The organism is Brachyspira catarrhinii, from assembly GCF_005518285.1.
Lineage (GTDB): Bacteria > Spirochaetota > Brachyspiria > Brachyspirales > Brachyspiraceae > Brachyspira > Brachyspira catarrhinii.
The window spans coordinates 1-2,948 of sequence record NZ_SJDU01000297.1; the positions used below are offsets into that span (position 1 = coordinate 1).

2 protein-coding genes are annotated in these 2,948 nt (G+C 31.5%); both read right to left on the reverse strand.

The window, feature by feature from the left end:
- A partial coding sequence (locus EZH24_RS09635) for a midas domain-containing protein (RefSeq protein WP_137998941.1) occupies nucleotides 1–2,389 on the reverse strand: 2,389 nt, incomplete at its 3' end.
- Between the two features lie 108 nt (nucleotides 2,390–2,497).
- Nucleotides 2,498–2,917, reverse strand: a complete 420-nt coding sequence (locus EZH24_RS09640) for a F0F1 ATP synthase subunit delta/epsilon (protein WP_137998942.1) — start codon at nucleotides 2,915–2,917, stop codon at nucleotides 2,498–2,500.
- Between the last annotated feature and the right edge of the window lie 31 nt (nucleotides 2,918–2,948).

Sequence of the window (2,948 nt, forward strand, 5' to 3'; positions counted from 1 at the left end):
TTTTTTTTAAGTTTTTTTCAAGAAATGTTCGGGAGCCGTAAAAATCATCGTTGTTTAATAAATATCTTGCCAATTTAGGATAAACATCATCGTCTATATATCCTCTTTTCAAATTGTCTATGTGTTGCTGGAGCGCCTTAACTTGATTATAATTATTCTGATATATTCTTATAAGCATCGCTCTTTTTCTTGCGATTACATTGTCTCCGAAAAGATTTATCATTTGAATATAATTATTATAAGCGTTGTCATAATAATTAGGCTGCGATAAATTTCTCGCTCTGCTTATCATTAATATTCCAAGTTCGTCATAAACGGTTTGCAATTCTTTTTTCTTTGAAACATAAGAAAGCATATCGTTATAAAGTTCTTCGCCTTTAATATAATCTTCTTCGGATAATTGTTTTTCGCCTTTGCTTCTATAATAATATCCGAATAAAACCCTGCTGTCGAAATCTCTCGGTTTTATATTTAACGCTCCTTCGATTTTAGTCAAAGCGTCTGGAAACATTTCTCTTTCTATATAAGCTTTTCCGTATCTGTTAAACCATTTTATTTGTCTCGGTTTGAGTCTATTTCCTTGAGCAAAATTTCTTTCGGCATCGTTATAAGCGCCGTTCGATATATCCGCCAATCCTCTTTTAAAATAATCGTTCGCTTTCACTGGTTTATAAATAAATTGATAAGAAAGCAAAACTATTCCAACAAATAATACTAAAAATATTGCAGCTACTCTTATTATATGAGCGTAATCTTTAAGCGAATTTGGAATCGGTATTAAGTCCAATATTCCGCTTTTTCCGTATTCTTTTATACTTAAACCTAATTCTTTATTTATGAATTCGGTTATATCTTCGTTGGATTTTCCGCTTTCCAAAGAATATAACAATTCCCTCATCGCGTTTTCGTCAAGTTTTTCGTTGAGAATTACATCCAATACATGATATCTCGTTAGAGGAGAGAGATTTTTTATGCTGTCTATCACTCTATCTTGGTTGATATCTTTATCTAAATCTTCGTATTTTGACGCGCCTAATTTATCAGCCATATCTGGAGAAGGCAATGAAGTTCCGCCTTCCATTATTTGAACGGGTTCTTTTTCGGCATCGTCTTTAGAAATCTCTTCGTTATCTTCTTTAACCAAATCGTCCAAATCATCCAAATTTAAATCGTCAATTTCTTCTTTATTTTCAGTTTCTTTAGGTTCTTCAATTTTTGATTCTTCTTTTGTTTCTTCGTTTTCGTCAAGTATATTTTCTAAATCGTCTAAATCGGAAATATCGTCTTCAGTTTCTTTTTCGACTTTTTCTGGCTCTTCGGTTTTATGAGCGACTTCCTCATCCAAATCCAAAATATTTTCCAACTCGTCTAAATTAGAAATATCGTCTTCGGTTGATTCCTCTTCAGGTTTTTCGGTTTGATTGTCTTCTTTAACTTCGTCCTTATTTTCGTCATTTTCGTCTTCGTCAAATCCGTCTAATATATTCTCCAAATCTTCTAATGAAGTGTCGTCTTCAATTTTATCTTCAACTTTTTGAGGTTCTTCCGTTTTAGTTTCTTCTTCATCCGTTTCGGTTTCGTCAAATATATTTTCGTCAAGTATATCTTCATTGATTAAATCATCTTCTATGTCTTTATCGCTTTCAATATTTTCTGGCTCTTCGGTTTTTTCTGTTTCGGAAGTATCTAAATCTTCATTTTCTTCTTTATTGTCTTCTAATATTTCTTCCAAATCCTCGTTGTCTAAATCGATTTTTTCAATATTATCGTCTTCGTCATTTTCTTCCAAAGTCTCTTCTATTTCATTATCAATATTTTCATTAACATTATCGTTCAAATCGGACAAATGGCTTATATCTCCAATTCCCAAATCGTCCGACATATTAGTTTCTGTTTTATCGGAATCTTCTTCTGGTTCGGGCAAACTTTCTGGCAAAGGCAAATCGTCTAAAATTGGCAAACCGCTCGAATCTTTATCTTGCAAATTATTTTCAATATCCGAATCGTTTTCTGGTTCTTCAATATTCAAATCTTCAGACAATTCCAAATCGTTTATGTCGCTTATAATTTTATCGTCTTCGTTTTCCGTTTCGAGATTATCTGGTAAAGTTAAATCGTCCAAATTGGTAGAAATTTTATCTTCATTCTCTTCATTATCTAAATTATCGTTTTCATTATTGTCGTCATCTTCGTTTGATAATAAATCTTCTATTTCGTCCAAATCGGGCAAATCGTTATCTTCGGTGGGTTTTGAGCTTTCCATATATTCGTTTGTGAAAACCGACTTAAAAGAATCGTAATCGTTTTTTGATAATTCTTTTGGTAGTTTTTTCTTGCCCATTAAAAAGGCAATACTTCCCAATCTTTCTAAATCTTCGATTTTAGGCATATTAAATTTCTACAAAATTATTAAAAATTATTCTACATATCCGATTATATTAATCTAAAAAAATATGTCAACTTAATTATCGGATTTTAATAAACTTACAATAGTTTTTTATTTGGAGGCGATTTCAATCTGTTTTTTGTATTTTTCAATCTCTTCTCTATTTCTTTTAGCTTCTTCTTCGTTGATTGTAGCCTGATTTTTGATTTTTTCTATTTTTTCTTTTGTCGCTTCAATATCAATGTCTTTCGGGTAAATCGCTTTTTCCGTAAGAACGCCGATAATATTTTGACTGACTTCGGCAATTCCTCCTTCGATATAAAGATTAATCAATTTTCCGCTTTCATCGTATATTTTAAGCTCTCCGTATCTGACGCTAACTATATAAGGGCAATGGTCCGAATATATCGAAACATAACCCGCATAAGATGGAATTTCTATATGCTCTATTTTCATTGTCCTTATAACGGGACCTTCTTTAGTTAAAACTGAACAAGTTAATGCTTTTTTAGTTTTTATATTAGTAGCCAATTTTCAATCCTTTTTTATAATATTTTCTTTT